This window comes from Kutzneria kofuensis (genome assembly GCF_014203355.1).
Classification (GTDB): domain Bacteria; phylum Actinomycetota; class Actinomycetes; order Mycobacteriales; family Pseudonocardiaceae; genus Kutzneria; species Kutzneria kofuensis.
The window spans coordinates 426200-447524 of the sequence record NZ_JACHIR010000001.1 but is presented as its reverse complement, the minus strand read 5'-3'; the positions used below and the strand labels follow the sequence as shown (position 1 = coordinate 447524).

At 70.9% G+C, this 21325-nt stretch carries 24 protein-coding genes; 8 read left to right on the top strand and 16 right to left on the bottom strand.

What is annotated here, in order from left to right; all coding sequences use genetic code 11:
- Positions 1-40 precede the first annotated feature (40 nt).
- The gene (gene trpA / locus BJ998_RS01980) at positions 41-835 is read left to right on the top strand and encodes a tryptophan synthase subunit alpha (RefSeq protein ID WP_184868359.1); all 795 of its coding nucleotides are present in this window, start codon (positions 41-43) and stop codon (positions 833-835) included.
- Here the strand turns inward: trpA and BJ998_RS01975 are convergent.
- The 9 genes from BJ998_RS01975 to BJ998_RS46995 all read right to left on the bottom strand — a co-directional run bounded on the left by BJ998_RS01975 (position 818) and on the right by BJ998_RS46995 (position 8057).
- Positions 818-1417 (bottom strand): cupredoxin domain-containing protein, encoded by a 600-nt coding sequence (locus BJ998_RS01975; protein ID WP_184857933.1) that lies wholly within the window; start codon positions 1415-1417, stop codon positions 818-820. The genes trpA and BJ998_RS01975 overlap by 18 nt on opposite strands.
- Entirely contained in the window at positions 1414-1797 is a 384-nt protein-coding gene (locus BJ998_RS01970) for a hypothetical protein (protein ID WP_184857931.1), read from the bottom strand. The genes BJ998_RS01975 and BJ998_RS01970 overlap by 4 nt, the downstream gene beginning before the upstream one ends.
- Before the next feature lie 61 nt (positions 1798-1858).
- The gene (locus BJ998_RS01965; protein ID WP_184857929.1) at positions 1859-2773 is read right to left on the bottom strand and encodes a cupredoxin domain-containing protein; all 915 of its coding nucleotides are present in this window, start codon (positions 2771-2773) and stop codon (positions 1859-1861) included.
- A gap of 25 nt (positions 2774-2798) precedes the next feature.
- Positions 2799-3740 (bottom strand): CopD family protein, encoded by a 942-nt coding sequence (locus BJ998_RS01960; RefSeq protein ID WP_312889870.1) that lies wholly within the window; start codon positions 3738-3740, stop codon positions 2799-2801.
- Positions 3695-4219 carry a hypothetical protein gene (locus BJ998_RS47000; protein ID WP_184857927.1) on the bottom strand — a complete coding sequence of 175 codons (525 nt, stop codon included), beginning with the start codon at positions 4217-4219 and terminating at the stop codon, positions 3695-3697. Before BJ998_RS47000 ends, BJ998_RS01960 begins: the two co-directional genes overlap by 46 nt.
- Before the next feature lie 117 nt (positions 4220-4336).
- The gene (locus BJ998_RS01950) at positions 4337-4588 is read right to left on the bottom strand and encodes a PLD nuclease N-terminal domain-containing protein (RefSeq protein ID WP_184857925.1); all 252 of its coding nucleotides are present in this window, start codon (positions 4586-4588) and stop codon (positions 4337-4339) included.
- Positions 4589-4592: 4 nt separating this feature from the next.
- Complete coding sequence (locus BJ998_RS01945; RefSeq protein WP_184857923.1) at positions 4593-6941, bottom strand: glycoside hydrolase family 65 protein; 2349 nt, start codon at positions 6939-6941, stop codon at positions 4593-4595.
- On the bottom strand, positions 6938-7633 hold the full coding sequence (locus BJ998_RS01940; protein ID WP_312889869.1) for a beta-phosphoglucomutase family hydrolase: 696 nt from the start codon (positions 7631-7633) through the stop codon (positions 6938-6940). Before BJ998_RS01940 ends, BJ998_RS01945 begins: the two co-directional genes overlap by 4 nt.
- Positions 7634-7646: 13 nt before the next feature.
- Positions 7647-8057 (bottom strand): DUF3040 domain-containing protein, encoded by a 411-nt coding sequence (locus tag BJ998_RS46995; protein ID WP_246488500.1) that lies wholly within the window; start codon positions 8055-8057, stop codon positions 7647-7649.
- Between BJ998_RS46995 and BJ998_RS01930 the strand changes: the two genes are divergently transcribed.
- On the top strand, positions 8047-8628 hold the full coding sequence (locus BJ998_RS01930) for an SRPBCC family protein (protein WP_184857921.1): 582 nt from the start codon (positions 8047-8049) through the stop codon (positions 8626-8628). The two genes, BJ998_RS46995 and BJ998_RS01930, sit on opposite strands and share 11 nt — an antisense overlap.
- Before the next feature lie 207 nt (positions 8629-8835).
- On the top strand, positions 8836-8997 hold the full coding sequence (locus tag BJ998_RS01925; RefSeq protein WP_184857919.1) for a hypothetical protein: 162 nt from the start codon (positions 8836-8838) through the stop codon (positions 8995-8997).
- A 104-nt stretch (positions 8998-9101) separates the two neighbouring features.
- Here the strand turns inward: BJ998_RS01925 and BJ998_RS01920 are convergent, their stop codons facing one another.
- The 4 genes from BJ998_RS01920 to BJ998_RS01905 all read right to left on the bottom strand — a co-directional run bounded on the left by BJ998_RS01920 (position 9102) and on the right by BJ998_RS01905 (position 13124).
- Entirely contained in the window at positions 9102-10298 is a 1197-nt protein-coding gene (locus BJ998_RS01920; protein ID WP_246488499.1) for a sensor histidine kinase, read from the bottom strand.
- Between the two features lie 30 nt (positions 10299-10328).
- Positions 10329-11135 (bottom strand): helix-turn-helix transcriptional regulator, encoded by an 807-nt coding sequence (locus BJ998_RS01915; protein ID WP_184857915.1) that lies wholly within the window; start codon positions 11133-11135, stop codon positions 10329-10331.
- Between the two features lie 36 nt (positions 11136-11171).
- Positions 11172-12314, bottom strand: coding sequence for a hypothetical protein (locus BJ998_RS01910; protein ID WP_184857913.1), 1143 nt, complete (start codon positions 12312-12314; stop codon positions 11172-11174).
- A gap of 78 nt (positions 12315-12392) precedes the next feature.
- Positions 12393-13124, bottom strand: a complete 732-nt coding sequence (locus tag BJ998_RS01905) for an ATP-binding protein (RefSeq protein WP_184857911.1) — start codon at positions 13122-13124, stop codon at positions 12393-12395.
- Between the two features lie 130 nt (positions 13125-13254).
- On the opposite strand from BJ998_RS01905, the gene BJ998_RS01900 reads away from it, so the two are divergent.
- Genes BJ998_RS01900 through BJ998_RS01885 form a run of 4 tightly spaced genes read left to right on the top strand, consistent with a single transcriptional unit; the run spans position 13255 to position 16549 of the window.
- Positions 13255-14259: a glycosyltransferase gene (locus tag BJ998_RS01900; RefSeq protein WP_184857909.1), complete on the top strand. Its 1005-nt coding sequence runs from the start codon at positions 13255-13257 to the stop codon at positions 14257-14259.
- A gap of 58 nt (positions 14260-14317) precedes the next feature.
- Positions 14318-15196, top strand: a complete 879-nt coding sequence (locus BJ998_RS01895; RefSeq protein WP_312889868.1) for an NAD(P)-dependent oxidoreductase — start codon at positions 14318-14320, stop codon at positions 15194-15196.
- The gene (locus BJ998_RS01890) at positions 15193-15696 is read left to right on the top strand and encodes a mycothiol transferase (protein WP_184857905.1); all 504 of its coding nucleotides are present in this window, start codon (positions 15193-15195) and stop codon (positions 15694-15696) included. The genes BJ998_RS01895 and BJ998_RS01890 overlap by 4 nt, the downstream gene beginning before the upstream one ends.
- 37 nt (positions 15697-15733) lie before the next feature.
- Positions 15734-16549, top strand: coding sequence for a DUF1206 domain-containing protein (locus BJ998_RS01885; RefSeq protein WP_246488497.1), 816 nt, complete (start codon positions 15734-15736; stop codon positions 16547-16549).
- A 2-nt stretch (positions 16550-16551) separates the two neighbouring features.
- On the opposite strand, the gene BJ998_RS01880 is transcribed toward BJ998_RS01885, so the two are convergent.
- On the bottom strand, positions 16552-16767 hold the full coding sequence (locus tag BJ998_RS01880) for a hypothetical protein (RefSeq protein WP_184868354.1): 216 nt from the start codon (positions 16765-16767) through the stop codon (positions 16552-16554).
- A gap of 250 nt (positions 16768-17017) precedes the next feature.
- On the bottom strand, positions 17018-17893 hold the full coding sequence (gene ku, locus BJ998_RS01875; RefSeq protein ID WP_184857903.1) for a non-homologous end joining protein Ku: 876 nt from the start codon (positions 17891-17893) through the stop codon (positions 17018-17020).
- Positions 17894-18009: 116 nt separating this feature from the next.
- On the opposite strand from ku, the gene BJ998_RS01870 reads away from it, so the two are divergent.
- Positions 18010-19383, top strand: a complete 1374-nt coding sequence (locus BJ998_RS01870) for an NADP-dependent succinic semialdehyde dehydrogenase (protein ID WP_184857901.1) — start codon at positions 18010-18012, stop codon at positions 19381-19383.
- Here the strand turns inward: BJ998_RS01870 and BJ998_RS01865 are convergent.
- Positions 19380-21317, bottom strand: coding sequence for a discoidin domain-containing protein (locus BJ998_RS01865; RefSeq protein ID WP_184857899.1), 1938 nt, complete (start codon positions 21315-21317; stop codon positions 19380-19382). The two genes, BJ998_RS01870 and BJ998_RS01865, sit on opposite strands and share 4 nt — an antisense overlap.
- Positions 21318-21325: the final 8 nt, after the last annotated feature.

Genomic DNA, 21325 nt, shown 5'->3' with positions numbered 1-21325 from the left:
GGAGAAGATGACGGCGGCCGAGGGCCGGGGCGTCGGAGTCATGGATCCGCGGCCGACCCTGTTCTCCCGCGACGAGAAGTCCCTCGTCGGCTACCTTCCCGCCGGGTTTCCTACCGTCGACGACAGCGTCCGGGCGCTGGTGGCCATGGCCGAAAGCGGTTGTGACGCGCTGGAAGTCGGCCTGCCGTACACGGATCCGGTGATGGACGGGCCGGCGATCCAAACGGCGAGCACCACAGCCCTGCGCAACGGGGTCAGGACCGAGGACGTGCTGCGCACGGTCGAGCAGGTCGCCGCGAAGACCGACGTGCCGATTCTGGTGATGACGTACTGGAATCCCATTGAGCAGTACGGCGTCGAGCGGTTCGCGGCCGGGTTGTCGGACGCGGGCGGGGCGGGGTGTGTGCTGCCGGACCTGCCGGTGCAGCACGCCGGGCCGTGGCGAGAGGCGGCGGACAAGCGGGAACTGGCCAGTGTTTTCATCGCCGCGCCGAGTTCGACCGACCAGCGCCTGGCCGCTATTGCCCGTGCCAGCACGGGATTTGTCTACGCCGCGTCCACGTTGGGCGTCACGGGGATGCGCTCGGAGGTCAGCGGTGCGGAGCTGGTGGCGCGGATCCGACAGGTGACGGAGCTGCCGGTGCTCGTGGGGCTGGGCGTGTCGGACGGCCGGCAGGCGGCGGAGGTGGCCGGCTTCGCCGACGGCGTGATCGTCGGCTCGGCGATCGTGCGGCGGATGCTCGACGCGCCGGACACCGCCACCGGCATCGCCGAGATCCGCGCACTGTGCGGTGAACTCGCCGACGGGACGCGCCGCCTAGTCGGCGGCCCGTGACGCGATGAGCAGCAGGCACAGCGTCGCCACGGCCGCGACCAGCCCGGCGACCAGTAACATGGGATCCAATGTGGACTGATCGGTTGGCGCCATCGCCTGCATCACCGGCGGCGCAGCGGAAGTAGCAGTGGTGGTCGGCGGTGCGGTCGTCGTGGTCGGATGGGCGGCGACGACGGGCGCGCCGCCGGCCGTCGTGTGATGTACGGCGGTGGTCGGCGCCGGCCGCTGGATCGGTGGCGCCGTGGTCGGCGCGGCCAGCACGGTGATCTGCGCCTTCATGTCGGGGTGGATGGAGCAGATGTAGGCGTACGTGCCGGGCTGGGTGAACGTGTACGTCCAGGACTGGCCGGTCATCAGCATCGGAGAGTGCACCGCGACCGGTCCGGCCGTCGTCGTGACGTCGTGCGGCGCCTGATCCTGGTTCGTCCAGGTGATCGTGTCGCCGACGTGCACGGTCAGTGATGCCGGCGCGAACGCGTACTGCGCCATCGTCACGGCCTGCGACGCGGCCATGGCGGGCGTCGGTGCGAGCACCGCGAGGAGCGGGATCGTCAGCAGTATCGAGAGCAGGCGGCGGGTCATCGGGTGAACTCCATCGCGGCCTCGACGCGCACGCGCCGCCGGCCGGGCGCGACGGCCGTGCCGGCGGCGGCGAACACCACGCCGTCGTCGTCGACGTGCACGACGCGTGCCGCCAGCCGTAGCGTGTGTCGCCGGCCGCGCAGGTCGAGCCAGCCGTTGATGCGCAGTCGGCGGCGCCGCTCGACGGTGATTGTCGCGGTCAGCACGTCCGGCAGGGTCAGGGTCGATTCGTCGCCGATGACCAGTTCGCCGCCGTCCGGTCGGATCCTGCGGTGTATCAAGGGGAACGGCGTGAATTCGAGGACGCAGCCGCCCAGGCGGTAGGCGCCGGGCGACGGCAGGGTGTGGTCGACGACCGGCAGGACTGCGGTGTCGGGCATTGACGTCCTTTCGTGTCAGGGAAAGGGCCGCAGCGGGCCACGCTGACCGCTGCGGACCCGGTCAGCAGGTCAGCTGGTTGAACACCGGCTCGAGCATGTTCTCCACGAGCACGGTGTGGGTCTTGACGTACTGGTCGACGTTCAGCAGGTCGCTCACCTGCTGGCCGAGCGACTCGTCGAGGTGGGCCGCCTTCAGATGCGCCAGCAGCGGTGCGAGCACGTCCTTGACCGACTGGTCGGCGTCACCGTTGAGGATGGGGGTGAGCATGTTCTCGATCAGCACGGTGTGCGTCTTGATGTACTGGTCGAGGTTGAGCGCGTCGCTGACCTGCTGGCCGACGGATTCCTCCAGGTGCGCGGCCTTGAGGTGCGCGATGAACGGCGCCAGCGCCTCCTTGACCACGCAGCCGCTGCCCGGCGTGGAGGTCGGCATGGTCATCGTGGTGGTGGGCGACGCGGTTGTCGTCGGCGGCGGGGTCGTGGTGGTGGGCGGGGGAGTCGAGCCCTGGACCGTGACGCTGGCCTTCATGTCCGGGTGCACGGCGCAGTAGTACGAGTACGTGCCGGCCTTGGTGAAGGTGTAGCTGAACGTCTGGCCCTGTTGCAGGGTCGGCGACGCGAAGGTCACCGGGCCGCTGGACACCGTCACGGTGTGCGGCGCGGTGTCCTCGTTCGTCCAGGTCACGGTGGCCCCGGGCGACACCGTGACGCTGGCCGGGGAGAACGCGTAGTTCTTGATCTCCACGGCGATCGCCGAGGTCTCCGCGGCCGGCGAGTACTGCGCCACGGCGGCCTTCTGCGCGTCCACGACCGATGCGGGCAGGGCGGCGGTCTGCGCGGCCGGCTCCGGGCTCGTCGTGCGCTGGTCGTCGGCGCGCAGCGAGGTCAGCGCGAAGACCGATCCGGCGACGGCGAGCACCGCGAGCGCGGGAAGCAGCAGGCCGCGCCGGCGCGCCGGCAGGGATGGTTGGTCCACTTCGGTTTCCTTTCCGGGGGGAACGTCAGCGGCCGGGGCTGGCCGTGACGAGCACACTCGCGGCGAACAGCACGAACACCACGAGGACGGTCTCCGCCGTGACGGAGTAGACGAACGGCCGCACCGTGCGGGCGTCGCCGCGCAGCACCACGGCGAAGTCCAGCCGCCGGCCGACCCAGCTCTTGCTCGCCTGCGCCGCGGCCAGCACGACGGCGAGCACGCCGATCTTGACCAGCAGGATCCGGCCGTAGTCGGTGTGCAGCAAGGCATCCACCGAGCCGAGCGACTGCCAGGCCAGCACGACGCCGGCCAGCACGACGGTGCCCACGCTGACCATGGCGAGCCGCGAGTAGCGCGGCACCACCCGGGCCAGCTCGTCCGGCCGCCGCCGGGGCAGCACGCCGAACAGCAGCACCACCAGTCCGCCGATCCACAGCGCCATGCCGAGCAGGTGCGCCAGGTCGGCGATCTCCACCAGCGGGGTGCCGGCGTCGGAGGTGTGCCCGGTCAGCCCCATCGCGCGCAGCAGGCCCAGGCCGACGGCGAGTGCACCGACCCGCCACGCCACGGATCGCGCCGCGATCTCCTTGCGCTGCAACAGGTCCGCCAGCACCACGCCGGCGAGCAGCCACAGCAGCGCGATGGCGAGCCACACCCGGCCGAAGTCGGTGGCCAGCACCCGCGTCACCAGCGGCCAGCCGATGGGGCCGCCGCCGGCCCAGACGCCTTCCAGCACGATGGTGGCGACGGCGCCGGCGACGCCGAGCAGCCAGCCGGCGGTGATCACGCGCCGGGTGGCACGCACCGCGCTTCCGGCCGGCCACAGCAACGCGACAAAGCCGCTGCCGCCGAGGAAAAGCGCGATGCCGAGGTAGTCGACGAGCCTGGCGAGCACGTACCAGGACCGGGCCGCGTCGACGTTCACCGGGAGGTGGTGGTGGGCGTCGGCGTGGTCGTGGCCGGGCACGAGCCCAGCAGCGTGTCCACCAGGGGCGGCAGGCCGACTCCGGACACCACCGGGCCGAGCAGCGGAAGTCCTTGCACGCCAGTGGTCAGCGAGTCGACGATCGGCGGCACCAGGCCGGGCGTGCAGGTCGGCACGCTCGTCGTGGTGCCTGTCGTTGTTGTCGTCGGCACTGCCGTGGTGGCCGTCGGTGTAGCTGTCCCGACTACGACCGGGGCCGTTGTCGTTGCCACGTACGGGTTGTCGCCTTGTTGGCCGCCCCCGCCCGAGTAACCCGCCGACTGGTACCCACCGCCGCCCTGGTCACCGCTGGTGTCGGTGGTAGGCGGCTCGGCGCTGCCAGTGGCGGTGGGCGGCGCCGCCGCCGCGCTCGTGGTGTGGTGGATGCCGAGGCCGGAGGCGAATCCCAGGACCACGACCACCGAGCCGACCAGGCTCGCGGCCACCACATGCTCGCGCCGTAAGGAGATTCGTGTCGCCACGTGTCAGCTCCCCGCTGTCGCTGTGACGCCGGCGGACGGAGCCGGACTGCTCCGTTTGACCGTCGTCGTGCGCGTCACAGTGGAGCAGAGCACCCGAGGCGGGTAGTGACCGATCGATCACTGATCGGTAAAGGCGACCTCACCGTCGTGAAGATCACGTTGTGCGGAAGATCGGCCCCAGCCGAAGTAGGCCAGCGGCCCGACGAAGTTGACGCCGATCACCAGCGTCCACACCCACTTCGGGCCGCGCACCTTGGCCGCCGGGCGGATCGCGAGATCCACCCAGGCGGCCACGGCGAGCAGGACCTGCACGATGCCCAGCGCCGCCAGCTGACGGCGGCGGTGCGGGCTCAGGTCGTTCCACCCCATGCGATCAGCCGTCCTCGGCCTGGTCCCGGCGCCGCGGCGCGCGGCCCGGCGGCTGCTCGCTGGGGCGCACCCGCGGCGCGGGCGGAATGGGCAGCTCCTGCGGGGAAGCGAGGTGCACCGTCCGTCCATGATGGACGATCGTCAGGTCGTCGGGGCCGTCCACCTCGTACCGCGCTGAGGACGGGGTGACGGTCACCCGCACCCGCGAACTCCGCTGCCGCACCGAGAATCGCAGCCGGGACAGGCCCGGCGGAAGGCGCGGCGCGAAGCGCAGCATGCCGTCGCCGTCCTGGCGCAGGCCGCCGAGGCCGTTGACGAGCGCGATCCACGCCCCGGCCAGCGAGGCGATGTGCAGGCCGTCGGAGGTGTTGTGCTCCAGGTCGGCGAGGTCCATCAGCGCCGCCTCGGCCAGGTAGTCATGGGCCAGCTGCAACTGCCCGACCTCGGCGGCCACCACCGCCTGCACGCACGCCGACAGCGACGAGTCGCGCACGGTGATCCGCTCGTAGTAGTCGAAGTCGCGGGCCTTCTGCTCGGCCGTGAACTCCTCGGGGCACTGCATGATCGCCAGCACCAGGTCGGCCTGCTTGACCACCTGCTTGCGGTAGATGTCGAAGTACGGGTGGTGCAGCAGCAGCGGGTACTTCGACGTGGCGAAGTCCCACTCCTGGTGCCGGGTGAAGCCGTCGGACTGCGGGTGCACGCCCAACGCCGTGTCGTACGGGACGAGGACCGCCTTGGCGGCGTCGTGCCAGGCCGCCGCCTCCTCCTCGTCCACGCCCAGCTCCCGGGCCCGGTCCGGGAACTTGTGCACGTACTCGTAGGCGGCCAGCAGGTTCCGCTTGGCCATCAGGTTCGTGTAGACGTTGTTGTCGGCGATGGCGCTGTACTCGTCGGGGCCGGTCACGCCGTCGATGCAGAACCGGCCCTCGCTGTTGTGGTGCCCCAGCGACCGCCACAGCCGCGCGGTCTGCACCAGCAGCTCGATGCCGGCGGTGGCAGCGAAGTCCTCGTCGCCGGTGGCGCTCACGTACCGGGTGACCGCGGCGGCGACGGCGGCGTTCAGGTGGAACGCGGCGGTGCCGGCCGGCCAGTAGCCGGAGCACTCCGCGCCGGTGATCGTCCGCCACGGGAACGCGGCGCCCTCGAAACCCAGCTGCTGGGCGCGTTCCTGGGCCAGCGGCATGGTGTCGTGCCGCCACCACAGGGCATGCGCGACCGATTCCGGATACGTGTACGTCAGCACCGGCAGCACGTACAGCTCGGTGTCCCAGAACGCGTGGCCGTCGTAGCCGGGGCCGGTCAGGCCCTTGGCCGCGATGGCCCGCCGCTCGCCGCGAGCGCCGGCCTGCAGCACGTGGAACAGGGCGAACCGGACCGCCTGCTGCACCTCGGCGTCGCCGACCACCTCCACGTCGGCGTCCCGCCAGAACGCGTCCAGGAACTCCCGCTGCTCGGCGACCAGGCCGTCCCAGCCGGTCACCTTGGCCGCGGCCAGGGCCGCCTCGACCTGGTCCCGCAGCGCCGGCACGGACCGGGTGCTCGACCAGCCGTAGGCGACGAACTTGGCGAAGCCCAGCTTCTGCCCCGGGACCAGCCGGTTGCCGACGGAGAACCGGCCGAGGTCCGGTTCGATCTCGGTCTGGCAGGGCAGCTCGTCCTCGCCGAACACGGTGTGGTCCATCGCCGCCGCGACGCCCAGCCCGCTGTGCTCGACGCGGTGCACCAGGACCGCCTTGCTGCCGTGCGCCGCATGCATCACCGACGTCAGTGGCCGTTCCAGCACGGCCGAGGACCGCGGGTCGTCCGACTGCGCCGGGAGCTGCTCGTTGGCGATCAGCTCGGACTGGATCACCACCCGCACCGGCTTGTCGACGGCCTCCACCTCGTAGCCGATCGCGGCCACGGCCCGCTGCGTGAAGGAGACGAGCCGGGTGGTGCGGACCTTGACCGCCTTGCCGGCCGGCGAGACCCAGTGGATCTCGCGGACCAGCGTGCCGGTGCGGAAGTCGAGGGTGCGCTCGTGGCTGACCAGCGTGCCGTAGCGCAGGTCGAGCGGCTCGTCGTCGACGAGCAGCCGGATCACCTTGCCGTTGGTGACGTTGATGACCGTCTGGCTGGACTCGGGGTTGCCGTAGCCGCGTTCGGCGTACGGCAGCGGGCGCACCTCGTGCACCCCGTTGAGGTAGCTGCCGGGCAGCGCGTGCGGCTCGCCCTCGTCCAGGTTGCCGCGCCAGCCGATGTGGCCGTTGGACAGCGCGAACAGCGACTCACCCTGGGCCAGCAGGTCCAGGTTGAGCGTGCACTCGCGTAGCCGCCACGGCTCGACGAGAAAGTCGGGGTTGGGGATCACAGCAGGTCCGCCAGGTCCTTGACGACGATGTCGGCGCCGTGCCGGCGCAGCGCGTCGGCCTGGCCGACCCGGTCGACGCCGACTACGAATCCGAACTCGCCGGCATGGCCGGCCTCGACGCCGGCCAGAGCGTCCTCGAACACCACGGCCTGCGCCGGGTCCACGCCGAGCTCCTTGGCGGCGGCGAGGAACGTGTCCGGCGCCGGCTTGCCCTTCAGCCGGCGCACGGCGGCCACGATGCCGTCCACCTCGGCCTGGAAGTACCCGTCCAGGCCGGCGGCGACGAGGACCTCGTGGGTGTTGGCGCTGGAGGAGACGACCGCCCTCGGCAGGCCGGCGGCCACCGCCGCGTCCAGATACTGGCGGGAGCCCTCGTAGGCCTCCACGCCGTCCCGGCGGATCAGCTCCTGCACCAGGTCGTTCTTGTGGTCGCCGATGCGGCGGACCGTCTCCTCGTCGTACTCGATGCCCCGGGAGGTGAGAAAGGAGCGCACTCCGTCGGCTCGCGGCTTGCCGTCCACGTACTCGTCGTAGTCGTCCACGGGGTCGAACGGCTCGTACGGGTCGCCGCGGGAGGCGAGGAACTCGTCGAAGGCCTGTTGCCACGCCTTCGCGTGCACCACCGCGGTCTTCGTCAGCACGCCGTCCATGTCGAACAGCAGTGCCCTGGTGGTATCCGGGACACCGAGCACGCGGAAACTCCCCTCAGCTGCGCCTGCGGGTGCGGTACCGGAACAGCAGGCCGGAGCCCACGGCCGCCATCACGAAGCCCCAGATGGCGAGCGTGCCGCTCAGGCACACGCAACCCAGCACGAACAGGGCAGCCCCGAGAATACTCGTCGCGAGCACGATCCACCGGTGACGAACCACCCAGTTCAGCGTCAGCCGACTCGCCAGCTGCGGGTCCTCGTTCGCCAGCCGCCGCTCGATCTCCTCCAACTGGCGGCGCTCGTTTTGGCTCAACATCGACAGCTCCACTTCACCCACCGGCCCGACCGCACGGACCACCCGGTTCCTGGGTACCGCGTCCGGCACCGGGGAAAACGCCCGGGATAAAGCTGCGGCCACCCGGGTACCCGAATTGCGAAGAGAGGAGCAGCGAGCGATGACCAGCATCGAGAAGACGATCGATGTTCGGGTGCCCGTGCGCACCGCCTACAACCAGTGGACGCAGTTCGAGTCGTTCCCCTACTTCATGGAGGGCGTGGAGCGGGTCATCCAGCTCGACGACCGCCACACGCACTGGGAGACCACCGTCGCCGGCGCGCACCGCGAGTTCGACGCGGAGATCACCGAGCAGCACCCGGACGAGCGGGTCGCCTGGCACACCACCGAGGGTCCCTCGCACGGCGGCGTCGTGACGTTCCACCGGCTCGACGAGCACTCCACGCGGGTCAGCCTGCAGATGGAGTTCGAGCCCGAGACGATCACCGAGAAGGCCGGCGCGGCGCTCGGCATCGTCGGCACCCGGATCAGCGGCGACCTGCAGCGGTTCAAGCAGTACATCGAGGAGCAGGGGCACGAGACGGGCGCCTGGCGCGGCAACATCGACCCGCCGCCGCAGACGCCGATGCCACACCCGCCGGCCCGGGACGACGAGGCCGCCCAGCACGACCCGGCGGACACCGAGGACCGGCCGATCTACCCCGGCATGCCGGGCCCGGCCGTCCCGTGGATGCGGCCATGACAGTGTTCGTGCCGCGCGTGCCGCGCGGGGCTCGGCCCCTTCGGGGGCCGATGCCTCGCCCTTGCCGGATTTCGACCGCCGCGCCGGCTTATGTGGTGAGTGCGTTGGGTGGCGGCGATCGAAATCCGCCAACCGGGCGAAGCATCGGCGGGGCCTCGCGTTCCATCGTGGTGATGAGGCCATGACTATCCCGATCGAGGTGAGGCCATGACCGTTCCGCCGATCGACCCGGAGCCCCAGCCGGACGAGAGCCGGCCCATCGCCGATCCCCGGCCGGGGCACGGCTCGGGACCGGTCGCGCCGGACGACCCGGACGCGCCCGAGGAGCTCGACGAGCCCGTGCCGCTGGACCCCGAGGAATACCGCTGACCCTGAGTAACCGCCCGTGATGCTGGGAACGGACCATTCCTCAACTCCGAGTTGTGGAATGGTCCGTTCCGACCGTCAGGAGGGGTGACTCGTGGGGGTGGCGGTTACGGATCGTCGCGGTGGGGGATGATCATTCGGGCCTGAGTGGGGCCGCCGGCGGGGCTGGTGATCTCCAGAATCCCGTCGAAGACCGCGAGTCGACGGCGCAGGCCGGTGAGCCCGCCGGCTTCGGTGACGCCGCCGCGGCCGTCGTCCTCGACCTCGACGACGAGCGCGTTTTCGTTGCGGGCCAGGGAGATTCGCGCGTGGGACGCGTGCGCGTGCTTGGCGACGTTGGTGAGCAGCTCGGCGATCCCGAAGTACAGGGCGGATTCGATCGGCGGATCGAGGCGTGTCGGGAGATCCGCCTCGACACTCACATCGAGCGGGCTGTCCAGGGCGAGCGCCCGCACCGCGTCGACCAGCCCGCGTTCGGTCAGCACCGGCGGGCTGATTCCCCTTACCAGGTCACGGAGTTCGCTCAGTGACGCGGCCGCGCCGGCACGGGCCTCGCGTAGCAACGCGACCGCTTGATCGGGATTGGTCCGCATCAGCTTCTCCGCGGTCGCCAGGGACATCCCGAGCGCGACCAGGCGGGCCTGCGCGCCGTCGTGCAGGTCCCGTTCGATGCGGCGGATCTCGGCGGCCTGGGCGACGGTCGTGTCGGCGCGCTGGGCCGTCAGCTCGTCGACCCGGTCGGCGAGCGCCATGGTCGGCGACGGGCGCAGGAACCGGGCCGTCACCGGCTCGACGATCCGCCAGGCGTACGGGGCGGCGACGACCGTCACGACCAGGGGGTAGTAGCCGAGGCCGGCCAGCACGACGCCGGCCGGCGGGACGGCCGCGACCAGGCCGATCGTGAACGGGGCGATGCCCACGAACCGCAGGTCGCGCCAGCCGGCTGGATCGGTCCAGCGGCTCCGCCACCAGAGCTCCTGGCGGGCGTCCCGAGCGGTGCGGTGATAGGCGTGGCCGTTCCACCAGTACCCGGTCGACAGCTGCGTCACCGTGCCGGCCGGCCGGTAACCGTCCGGGATCTCGACGCCCGTCCACCTCGCGACGAGCGATCGGAACATTCGGCACACCGGGCGGCACAGCAGGAGCGTGCCGATCGCGGCCCACACGAACGGCGCGATCCACGACCACGGGCCGCCGCCCCACCACAGCCACAGCCCCACGGCCGCCGCCCAGACGGCCGGCACCAGCAAGCTGACCGCCACCAGGACGCACGACCGCCAGAACCCCAGCCCCCACTTGCGCATGCGTCCACTGTGCACCATGGCTGGACTCGCCTACGCCGGCGAGGCCTGCCCCGCGGTGAGCCGCTCCAGAGCGGCGGCGCTGGTGGTGCCGGCCTCGGCGTGGAACACCACGAGTGTCAGCGAGGTGCTGGCGATGGGCAGCTTCTCGCTGTGCAACTCCAGCTCGCCGGCCACCGGGTGGGCAAAGCGGACCATGTGCCCGGCACGGGCCTTCACCTCGTGCAACGCCCACAGCTCCCGGAACCGCTCGCTGCGCGCGGACAGGTCCTGGACCAGCTCCACCAGGTCCGGGTCGTCGAGGTCGGCGCCGAAGGAGGCGCGCAGGATCGCCACGCCGTCGGCGACGGTCTCGTCCCAGTCCAGCCGGAACTCCCGCTCGGCCGGGTCAAGGAACACCGTCCGCATCAGGTTCACGCCGACCGAGTAGCACGGGGCCAGGGCGTTGGCCGCCTGGTTGGCCGCGACCACGTTCGTCAGCCGGTCCTGCACGTACGCGGGCGTGGCCGGCCAGCTCGCGATGAGCTGCAGGATGCTGGCCGGCACCTGCCCGCTGCGCCACGGTGCCACCGGCCGGGCCAGTTCGTGCAGGTAGGCGGTGGCTTCCGGGTCCAGCCGCAGGACGGTCGCCAGCGCGTCCAGCACCTGCCCGGACGGGTGCTGGTCCCGGCCCTGCTCCAGCCGCATGTAGTAGTCGCTGCTGATACCGGCCAGCAGGGCCAGCTCCTCCCGGCGCAGCCCCCGCACCCGCCGCCGGCCGCCGCCCGCGGGCAGGCCGACGTCGGCGGGCCGGACCTGCTCGCGCCGGGCCCGCAGGTAGTCGCCGAGACGGTTGGTCACGGTGTCGATGATAAGTGGCCGCCTATATGACGGCGCTCAGAAGCCCGCGGCCCGGTAGGCGGAGAAGTCCAGCGGCGGCGCCACGTCGACCTGGTCGCACTGCGGAGCGTTCTCCCTGGTCTTCGGCCACTGGGTGAGGTACAGGATCCGCCGGCCGCTCTCCTTGCTGCCCCGGGCGAAGCCGTCCGCGGCCACCGGGTCGTTGTAGAACGACTCGCCGATGATCACCGGCTGGCTGCCGTAGCCCTGCCGGCGCAGCTGCTGGTCGTCGCCGACGAACTGGTCGTACTCGTCGCCGTAGATGTGCAGGTCGAAGACGGGCGGCGGGTTGTCCCCGTACACCTTGGCGACATTGGGGATCTGGCCGGGATCGTTGCTGTTGACGGAGAAGCCGACGGTGTCGTCGCGGCCGTACTTCGCGGTGTAGTCCCGCCACAGCTGCTGGTCGTAGCGGACGACCAGGCTCTGCCCGGTGGACGGCGTCAGCTCGTTGCCGAGATCGATCCGGTACGGCAGCTTCGCGGCGACCACGACGTCCCGCACCTTCTGGATCAGCTGCCAGTTCTCGTCGTACAGGCTCTGCTGCCAGCTGCGCCACCCGTCGGGATTGCTGGGGTACTGGGAGTTGAACGCCACCGTCACCTCGGCGAAGCCGGCCGTCTTCACGGTGGCCAGCAGGTCGGCCAGGTTCTTCAGGTCCGCCTCGGACAGCGTGCCGCCGGAGGAGTCCATCACCGCGCCGGATTCCTCGCCGTGGTGGTGGAAAACGCCGATGGTGAGCCGGTCCTGGCCGGCCGCGCGCATCTGGCCGAGCTGGTAGCGGATCATGTCCGGCGCCTTGGCGAAGCCGCTGATCACGTTGTACGGCTCGCGGTAGCAGCCGTTGAGGTAGTAGAAGTCGTAGTTCGAGCCGCCGGCCACGGGTGGGGGCGGGATCAGCGGGGAAGCGGAGGGTGCGGGCGGCTGGTCGGGCAGGGGAGAAGCGGTGGTGGACGGGGAGGGCGCGGTGGCCGGCGGCGGCGCGGCCGGTGAGGTGGGCGCGCCGGGCAGCGGCGCGGTGGCATCGGCCGGCAGCGGGGCGGCGGCCGGCGGGCCCTGGTCGGCGCCGGCGCGCACGACCGGCACCGCCACGGTGGCGACCAGCAGCACGGACAGGGACAGGATGCGGCCGATTCGCATGGGCGACCTCCTCCGCGTGGATCACCAGCGTCGCACCACCGTCCCAAGTGGACCGATGAAGAGCGGGCCAATCCACCCTTACGGGTGATTGTCGGCGCAAGCAGTGTCGGCGAGCACCGCCCAGACGACCTTGCCGCCGGCCCAGGTCGGCGCATAACCCCAGGCCCGGGCGATGGCGTCGATCATGAACAGGCCGCGGCCACCGGTCGGCGCCGCGCCCACCGCGCGGCGCTCCGGCCGCGCGGGAGCGTCGTCACGGACCGCGATGGTGAGGACTCCACGGCGCAGGTTCATTCGCAGCCGGGGGCGGGACTGCCCGTGCCGAACGGCGTTCTCCACCAGTTCCGACGCGATGAAGCAGGCGTCCGCGGCCAACCCGTCGACACCCCAGCCGGCGCACGTGTCCGTGACGAACCGGCGGGCCAGCGCCGCGCTGGAGACATCGGCGGGCAGGTCCACGGCGGCGTGCCGGCGTGGTGGCATCGCTCCCAGCGATCGAAGGGCCTCCGCGACGGTGGCGAACGTCGGCACGACACGGTCCAAAGCCATGTGATGCAACAGATCCCGCACCGGCCCGTCCGAGACGGCCAGCGCGACGAGCACACCCGGCCACTGGGCGGCCTTGCGGGCCAGCGCGCCGAAGGCGCCCAGCGCGATCGGCGCGCCGACGGTCGTCCCGTCGAGTTCCACGATCACCCCGGACGGCTCGTCGGCCAGGCATTTGAGCAGCGCGGACCGCAGGTGCGCCACCGTGCGCAGGCCGATCTCGCCGCTGAGCCGGACGATCGCCGCGTCCCCCCGATGCGTCACCTCGACTGTGAGATTCGACCCTCTCATGACGGTCGGGGGTTACCCGTGCCCGCCTCGGCTTACACCCGTCTCCAATGGACCTCGACCTGCGCGAGGTTTTGGCTGACCGCACACCGGAAAGCCTGCCGGGGTGAGAGTGGCGATGGTCGGCGACCGGTCGCGGCCCCTCACCGCGCTGACCTCGGCGCTGGCCGCGCAGGGACACGAGGTGGTCGTGCACGGTCACGACGGGGTGGACGCCGACCTCGTGGACCGGTTGCGCGAGAGCTGGCGGACGGAACCGCCCGAGGTGGTGCACGCGCATTCCTGGCTGTCCGGCATGGCGGCCGCGCTGGCGATCGGGGACCGGCCCATCGCCAAGGTGCTGACCGTGCCGACCGCCGCCAGCGGCGACGCCGACGTACGGCGCCTGGAACGCCTGGTGTGCCGGCGGATCGACCGGGTGCTGGCGGCCGGCGGCGCGCAGGTCCGGCGGCTCGCCGCGCTGGGAGTGCCGCGCAGCCGGATCACGATCGTTCCTCATGGCGTCGATCACGAGCTGTTCACCCCGTACGGGCCGGCCGCGGCCAAGGGCGAGCACTTTCGGCTGCTCGCCGTCGGCGATCTGGCCGTGCACAACCGGTTCGACCTCATCGTCAGCGTGCTGCCCGCCCTCGCGGACACCGAGTTCGTCATCGCCGGCGGCCCCGTCGACGCCAATCCCGAGGCCAACCGGTTGATGCGGTGTGCTCGACATTACGGCGTCGAGGACCGGGTACACCTGCTGGGGCCGGTCGACGACATGCCCGCCCTGTACCGTTCCGCCGACGTCGTCGTGTGCACGCCGGCCCGAAGCACCTTCGGCACCATCGCGTTGGAGGCGATGGCCAGCGGTGTGCCGGTTGTCGCCTCCGCGGTCGGCGGCTTGGTCGACACCGTCGTCCACGAGGTGACCGGAATGCTCGTGCCGCCGCTACGTCCGGCCGACCTGCTGCGTGCTGTTCGACACATGCTGGCCGATTCCGCGCTGCGGGAGGCTTTCGGCGCCGCCGGCCGGGACCGTGCTTGTGCCCGCTACTCCTGGGAACGGGTGGCCGCGGACACGTCACGCGCCTACGCTCGCGCCGCGTACGGCGTCGCGCCGGCCCTGCAGTGATCTTGCCCGTGACGCTGACGCTGCGGTACAGCTGTACCGCTCGCGTGGGAGAGGAGTCGTGGTCGTGACGAAGGCAGTGGCGCTGCTCGGGACCGGGTTGATGGGGGCCGGCATGGCCCGCAGCCTGCTCCGGGCCGGGTTGGCGGTGACGGTGTGGAACCGCAGTGCGGAGAAGGCCCGTCCGCTGGCCGCCGACGGCGCGACCGTCGCCGAGGACCCGGGTTCCGCGGTGTCCGGCGCCGACGTCGTGGTGACCATGCTGTTCGACGCCGAATCCGTCGGCGCCGTCATGGCCGAGGCCGTCGGCTCGCTCAAGCCCGGCGCCGTGTGGCTGCAGTGCGCCACCGTCGGCCTCGACGGCGTGGACGCGCTTGCCGCCTTGGCAGCAAAGCACAATGTGCCGTTCGTGGACGCCCCCGTGCTCGGCAGCCGCCAGCCCGCCGAGGACGGCAAGCTCATCGTGCTCGCCGGCGGCGACCCGTCGTTGCGAGGCAGCCTCGACCCCGTTCTCGACGCCATCGGCACGCGCACCTTGTGGGTGGGGCCGCGGCCCGGCGACGGGCACCGGCTCAAGCTGGCCGCCAACTCGTGGGTACTGGCGTTGACCGCCGGCACCGCGCAGGCGCTGGCGCTGACCCGCAACCTGGGGCTGGACCCGCAACTGTTCCTGGACCTGATCTCCGGCGGCGGCCTGGACAACGGGTATGCGCAGCTCAAGGGCAAGGCGATGATCGCAGGCGAGTTCCCGGCCGCGTTCAGCCTCGACGGCGCCGTCAAGGACGCCGGGCTGATCGCCGCCGCGCTGCGGGACGCCGGCGCCGACGACCGGCTGATGACCGCCATTCACGAGCAGTACCGCGCCGCGGCTGCCGCCGGGCACGGCGACAGCGACATGTCCGCCGTGTTCCTGGCCCATGGGAGGGAGAACACGCAGTGAACGTTGCCGAGCTGCTCACCGACGGCTTCGGCCGGGTGCACGGCGTCGTGCATGAGGTGCTGGACGGCCTCAACGCCGACCAGTTGTCGTGGCGGGCCACCCCGGAGGCCAACTCCATCGCCTGGCTGGTGTGGCACCTCACGCGCGTGCAGGACGACCACGTGTCCGAGGTCGCCGGCGCCGAGCAGGCGTGGATCGCCGACGGCTGGGCCGGCCGCTTCGCGCTGCCCTTCGCCGAGGACGCCACCGGCTACGCGCAGGACTCCGACGAGGTCGCGGCGGTGTCGGTCGACGCCGACCTGTTGGCCGGCTACTTCGACGCCGTGTACGCGCGGACCATCGCGTACGTCGCGAAGCTGACCGATCCCGACCTGGACCGCGTCGTCGACGACAACTGGGACCCGCCCGTGACGCTCGGTGTGCGCCTGGTGAGCGTGCTCGACGACGACATCCAGCACGCCGGTCAGGCGGCGTTCATCCGCGGCATTCTGCCTGGTTGACGTTTTGGCCATGTCGCGCCAAGGGAATCCCGGCGGCATGGGTAGAGCGACGCAAGAAGCGCGACAGGCGGAGACGAGCCGGCCGGTGCAGATCATCGGCCGGCTCGGCATGAGCGGATACGGCGTGGTGCACCTGGTGGTCGCGTGGCTCGCGGCCCAGGTGGCGTTCGGCGGCGGTGGCGAGGCCGACCAGAAGGGCGCGGTGTCGGCGATAGCCGCACAGCCCTTCGGCGAGGTGCTGTTATGGATCCTGGCCGTGGCCCTGCTCGGGTTCGGCCTGTGGCAGCTGCTCGCCGCGGCGGCCGGTTACCAGTGGATGCAGGACGAGAAGAAGCGACTGCGGCGCCGGCTCGGGGTCGCCGGCCGCGGCGTGGTGGTGCTGGGGCTCGCGGCGTACGCGATCAAGCTGACCGTCTCCGGCGGTGGCAGCTCCGGCAACCAGGGAGAGCAGGACGCGACCGCGACCCTGCTCGGCCTGCCCGCGGGGCAGGCGCTGGTGGTCGCCGTGGCCGTGGTGATCCTGATCGCCGCCGGGGTGATCGCCTACCGTGGGGCGTCGCGGAAGTTCCTCGAGGACCTGGAGCTCACGAAGCTGCCGCCGAAGACCGGACACATCGTCGAGCTGCTCGGCATCGTCGGCTACATCGCCAAGGGAGTCGCCTACGGCGTGATCGGCGTGCTCACCGCCATCGCCGCGATCACCGCCGACCCGAGCCAGACCGGGGGCTTGGACAAGGCGCTGCACACCCTGGCCGGCCAGCCGTTCGGCGTCGTGCTGCTCGTCGCCGTCGCCCTGGGCTTCGCCGCCTTCGGCGTCTACTGCTTCGGCGACGCCCGCTGCCGTCGGATGTAGTTCTAGGCCACGTTGTCGTGGTGCTCGTGGATCTCCACGTCCAGCACCGACACGCAGTCGCAGCCGCCGTCCACCGCGCTGCAGTCCACGATCGCCAGGTGGCGCGACCCGTCCAGGTTCTCGCACATCAGCTCGGTGCACTCGGTGAACTCGGTGGTGTGCACGATCAGCGTGCCGTGGCAGTGGTCCAGACCCCGAGTGCAGTTCACGCACTCCATCGTTGTGCCCTCCGTGCGATTGGCTCTCACGGGTTTTCTTGCTACCACCGCGAGGCCGAAGAGTCTCGCACAACCACCCGGCGTGTCGCGGCCGGGGTGCCCGACGGCTCGGAGGTGAGTAGGTGTATGGAACCCCCGCGAGTCACGCTTTCAGGCACACCGAATGTAAGAACCGAGCAGAACTGAGCCTCGAGACTCAGTTCTGCTCGAAACCTCCATTCGGTGTGCCCCAGAACGTGACTCGCGGGGGTCAGGCGCTGCGGGTCGGGCGGCGCTTCGCCGGGGGTTTCTTCTCGGGCGTCGCCTTCTTCTCCGCCGGCTTGCGGCTGCGGGACTTCGCCGGCGTCTTGGACCGGCTGGCGGCGTTCACGCTGGCCTGCAAGGCGCTGATCAGGTCCACCACCTCGGCGGTCTGCTCGACGCCGGGCGGCGTGGTGACTTCCTCGCCCTCGACCTTGGCTTCGATCAGGTTCTCCAGCGCCTGGCGGTAGCTGTCCTGGTAGCGGTCGGGCTCGAACACGGGCTCGGCGAGGGAGTCGATGAGCTGCCCGGCCATGGTGAGCTCCTGCTCCCGCACCTGCGGCGGATCCTGTTGCAGGAAGGAGAAGTCGGGGGTGCGAACCTCGTCGGGCCAGAGCATGGTGGACATGGTCAGCACGTCGTTGTGCACGCGAAGGACGGCGAGCACCTCCCGCTGCCGCAAGGCGACCTTGGCGATGGCGACATGGCCGGACTTGTGCAGGGCGTCGCGGAGCAGCACGTAGGGCTTGACGGCGGCCTTCTGGGGTTCCAGGTAGTAGGCCTTGTCGAAGAAGAGGGGGTCGATGGCGGCCAGCGGCACGAACTCGACGACGTCGATGGTCTTCTGGGTGGGCAGGGGCAGACTGGACAGCTCGGCGTCGGTGAGCACGACCATGCGCCCGTCCTCGAGCTCGTAGCCCTTGGCGATCTCGGCGTAGGGCACCTCGACGTCCTCGACGGAGCACCACCGCTTGTACTGGATGCGGCCGCCGTCGCTCTCGTGCACCTGCCGCAGCTGCACGCCCTTGTTCTCGGTGGCCGCGTACAGATTGATCGGGATGGCGACCAGACCGAAGGCCACCGTCCCCTTCCACATCGCCCGCATGGTGCTCACCCCTCCGGCCGCTGACCAGGGCTGACGGTCCCCACCATGGTGAGCGAGATCGGTCGGAAGCGCCAGGCGTGGGGGTTTGGCGAACGGCCGGAGGGGCACCCGTCGGCATGGCGATCGCTACGGTGAACCCGACCACGGGGCAGACGGAACGCACCTTCGAGCCGCACACCGACGCCGAGGTCGAGCGCCGGATCGCGAACGCCCGTGCGGGCTTCGAGGAGCTCTGCCGAACCACCTTCGCCCAGCGCGCGGTCTGGATGCGGGCGGCGGCCGATCTTCTCGACTCCGACGGGGACGACATCGCCCGGACGATGACGACGGAGATGGGCAAGACGCTGGCCGCGGCCAAGGCGGAGGCGACGAAGTGCGCGACGGCGATGCGGTTCTACGCGGAGCACGCGGAGGCCTTCCTCGCCGACGTGCCGGCGGACGCCGAGGCGGTGAAGGCGAAGAACGCGTACGTGACGTACCAGCCACTGGGTGTGGTGCTGGCGGTGATGCCCTGGAACTTCCCGCTCTGGCAGGTGGTGCGCTTCGCCGCGCCGGCACTGATGGCCGGCAACGCGGGGCTGCTCAAGCACGCCTCCAACGTCCCGCAAACGGCCCTCTACCTGGGCGAACTGTTCGCCCGGGCGGGCTTCCCCGACGGGGCGTTCCAGACCCTGCTGGTGGGCTCGCAGGCCGTCGCCGGAATCATCGCGGACGATCGCGTGCAGGCGGCGACGCTCACGGGCAGTGAGGGCGCCGGCCGGTCGCTGGCCGCGGAGGCCGGCAAGCATCTCAAGAAAACGGTGCTCGAGCTGGGCGGATCCGACCCGTACGTGGTGATGCCGAGCGCCGACCTGGCCCGCGCGGCCGAGGTCGCGGCTACGGCGCGTTGCCAGAACAACGGCCAGAGCTGCATCGCCGCGAAGCGCTTCATCGTGCACAAGGACGCCTACGACGAGTTCACCGAGCACTTCGTGAAGGCGATGTCCCAGCTGACGGTCGGCGACCCGATGCACGAGTCCACCGACGTGGGGCCGCTGGCGACCGAGCAGGGCCGGTCCGACGTCGCCGAGCTGGTCGCGGACGCCGTCGAGGGCGGCGCGCGGGTGCTGGTCGGTGGCGAGGTGCCGGAACAGGACGGCTGGTGGTACCCGCCGACGGTGGTCACCGGCGTCACCGAGCGGATGCGGATGTTCCAGGAGGAGGTCTTCGGGCCGGTCGCCGCACTGTACCGAGTGGACAGTTACGACGAAGCGGTCGCGCTGGCCAACGCGACCACCTTCGGTCTCGGTGCGAACGCCTGGACGTCCGACGCCGGTGAGCGCGACCGCTTCGTCCGTGATCTGCAGGCGGGCCTGGTCTTCGTGAACGGCATGGTGACCTCGTACCCGCACCTGCCCTTCGGCGGCGTGAAGAACTCCGGTTACGGCCGGGAGCTCTCCGCCGTGGGCATCAAGGAGTTCTGCAACGCCAAGGCGGTGTGGATCGGCTAGGCGTACACCTGGAACTCGGAGACCTGGCCGGCCGGCCAGCCCGTGTTCGCGGTGAACGTCAGCCGCAGGTACCGCCGGCTGCCGGCCGGCACGGGGATGGTGACCGTGTTGCCGGTGTTGGGATCGAAGGTGTAGCCGGCGGAACCGACCAGGGTGCTGAAGTTGCCGCCGTCGTTCGACGCGGCGACGGTCAGTGTCTGCGTGCGGGCGCCCCAGGCCGGTGACGGTGGCAACGCGAGCACGATCCGGCTCACCGGTGTCACCGCGCCGAGGTCGACCTGGAGCCACTGCGGGAACGCGTTGTTGGCGCTTTCCCAGTACGTGCCGGAGTTGCCGTCGACAGCGTTGCCGGACCCGTACACCTGGGTGTGGCTGGACTCGGCGGTGGGCCGGTTCAGCGCCAGGTTGGTGTTGCCGCCGGGATCGGTTGTCACGGAGGCGGCCGCCGAGGCAGGGGAGGAGTTTCCGGCGGCATCCTGCGCGGTGACGGTGAAGCTGTACCCGGTCGACGGCGTCAACCCGTTGACGGTGAAGGAGGTCGACGCCGTGCTGCCGACCTGGGTCCCGTTGGCGAAGATCCGGTAGCCGGTGACGCCGACGTTGTCCGTGGCGGCGGTCCAGGCCAGGCTGACCGACGTCGCCGTGTGCGCGGTGACGTGCAGTCCACTCGGGACGGACGGCGCCTGCGTGTCGCCGCTGCCGATCACCGGCGGCGTCGGACGCGTCGGGGTCAGAGCGATCTGGCCCTTGAGCATCCGGCCGCCGTCGGCGGTGAGCCGCAGGTAGTAGTCGGACGAGCAGGGCGTGCCGTCCTCGTCCAGCGCCAGCATGCCCGAATTCGTCGGCAGCATCGAGGAGTTCTCCGCCGACTTGGCGATCTGGTTGCCCTCGCCGTACTCGTCGAACATCGAGATGTAGATGCCCTGCGCGCCGACGCGGACCATGTTGTAGAACTGCCGCCACATGAAGTCGCCGTGCGCGCGCTGCCGGGCGTGCACCTCGCCGGGCAGCACACAGGGCTGGTAGTCGATGCCGTGGCTGTTGCAGTCGGCCTGGTCGCCGATGTTGATGGTGTTGTAGATGTTGTCGGAGCCGGCCGCGTCGCTGATGGCGCCGACCATCCACGGTGAGATCATGTTGAACGCGTGGTAGGTGTCGATGAACCCGGTGCGGGTGCCGGCGCCGCCGACGCGCCATTCCCTTGGCACGCCGCCGATCACGTAGCAGCCCTGGCCCTTGAACCAGTTGATCACGTCCAGGCAGGTGCCGGCGTCCCAGGGATGATTGCCGTCGTTGAAGCCGAATCCCCAGATGCAGACGACGGGTTTGCCGTTCTGCCGGGCATAGGCCGACGACGCCGTGTGGGCGGACATCTTGTTGGTCCAGTCGGCCTTGATCTCGGGCTGCATGGTCGTCCAGCCCGAGACGTCGTACATGATGTAGAACTTCACGCCGTGGCTTTCGGCCGCCGAGCGGACCCTGGCCGCCACCGCGTCCCGGGTGGCGCCCTCGCCGCCGTTGGGGTTGAAGCGTTGCAGCGCGGCGGTGTCGCAGCCGTACTGGCGCATCCACGCGAAGTGCGTGTCCACGGCCTGCTGGTCGTAGGAGGAGAACAGCGTGGCCGGCTGGCCGTTGCCGAGGTTCGCGTACGCCGTCGGGTAGCCGCGGGTGTACTCGCGCATGTCCGGCCAGACGTTGATCCAGTTGTTGGTGGGCGACGGCGGCTGGCCCCAGTCGTTGCTCCAGTGCCACCAGGCGTTGATCGGCGCGCCGTCGCCGGCGCAGGCGAACCAGCCCTGGTAGCCGACGGTGATCTTGCCGACGACGTCGCCCGGCGGACTGGCCGCACCGGCTCGGCCGGCGGTCAGGGGTAACGCCGCCAACGCGGTCGCCGCCGCCGTGGAGCCTAGGAACCTCCTGCGGGAGATGGTCACGGGTGTTC

Excerpts from the sequence above, each read along its gene's own strand:
- trpA (WP_184868359.1), top strand. The coding sequence starts at position 41 with ATGGATCCGCGGCCGACCCTGTTCTCCCGCGACGAGAAGTCCCTCGTC.
- BJ998_RS01975 (WP_184857933.1), bottom strand. The coding sequence starts at position 1,417 with ATGACCCGCCGCCTGCTCTCGATACTGCTGACGATCCCGCTCCTCGCG.
- BJ998_RS01970 (WP_184857931.1), bottom strand. The coding sequence starts at position 1,797 with ATGCCCGACACCGCAGTCCTGCCGGTCGTCGACCACACCCTGCCGTCG.
- BJ998_RS01950 (WP_184857925.1), bottom strand. The coding sequence starts at position 4,588 with ATGGGGTGGAACGACCTGAGCCCGCACCGCCGCCGTCAGCTGGCGGCG.
- BJ998_RS01930 (WP_184857921.1), top strand. The coding sequence starts at position 8,047 with ATGACCAGCATCGAGAAGACGATCGATGTTCGGGTGCCCGTGCGCACC.
- BJ998_RS46995 (WP_246488500.1), bottom strand. The coding sequence starts at position 8,057 with ATGCTGGTCATCGCTCGCTGCTCCTCTCTTCGCAATTCGGGTACCCGG.
- BJ998_RS01925 (WP_184857919.1), top strand. The coding sequence starts at position 8,836 with ATGACCGTTCCGCCGATCGACCCGGAGCCCCAGCCGGACGAGAGCCGG.
- BJ998_RS01920 (WP_246488499.1), bottom strand. The coding sequence starts at position 10,298 with ATGCGCAAGTGGGGGCTGGGGTTCTGGCGGTCGTGCGTCCTGGTGGCG.
- BJ998_RS01910 (WP_184857913.1), bottom strand. The coding sequence starts at position 12,314 with ATGCGAATCGGCCGCATCCTGTCCCTGTCCGTGCTGCTGGTCGCCACC.
- BJ998_RS01885 (WP_246488497.1), top strand. The coding sequence starts at position 15,734 with ATGGGTAGAGCGACGCAAGAAGCGCGACAGGCGGAGACGAGCCGGCCG.
- BJ998_RS01880 (WP_184868354.1), bottom strand. The coding sequence starts at position 16,767 with ATGGAGTGCGTGAACTGCACTCGGGGTCTGGACCACTGCCACGGCACG.
- ku (WP_184857903.1), bottom strand. The coding sequence starts at position 17,893 with ATGCGGGCGATGTGGAAGGGGACGGTGGCCTTCGGTCTGGTCGCCATC.
- BJ998_RS01870 (WP_184857901.1), top strand. The coding sequence starts at position 18,010 with ATGGCGATCGCTACGGTGAACCCGACCACGGGGCAGACGGAACGCACC.